Source organism: Paraburkholderia sp. SIMBA_054 (genome assembly GCF_046534875.1).
GTDB lineage: Bacteria > Pseudomonadota > Gammaproteobacteria > Burkholderiales > Burkholderiaceae > Paraburkholderia > Paraburkholderia hospita.
Genome location: NZ_JAWRXV010000531.1, coordinates 1 through 297 on the forward strand (window position 1 = coordinate 1; position 297 = coordinate 297).

Annotated in this window: 1 pseudogene; it reads left to right on the forward strand. The window is 60.9% G+C overall.

Annotated elements, in window-relative coordinates:
• Window positions 1-259: pseudogene (locus SB822_RS56210) on the forward strand (glucose-6-phosphate isomerase); the annotation flags it as partial.
• Window positions 260-297 lie beyond the last annotated feature (38 nt).

The following is a 297-nucleotide window of genomic DNA, read 5'->3' on the forward strand; positions in this document are numbered from 1 at the left end:
CCGTCCGACCAGTACGCTGATTCTCGACGCGCTCACCGCACGTTCGCTCGGTGCGTTGATCGCGCTGTACGAACACAAGGTGCTGGTGCAGGCGTCGGTCTGGAACATCAATCCGTTCGATCAATGGGGCGTCGAGCTGGGCAAGATTCTCGGCAAGGTGGTTGAAGCCGATCTCACCGCGGCAAGCGTCGATGAAAAGAAACACGATTCGTCGACGTCGGCGTTGATCGCAAGGGCGCGGGCGGCTTTGAAGCGCTGAGATTGGTGCGCTGGTCGAACCGGCGCATTTGCGGTCGG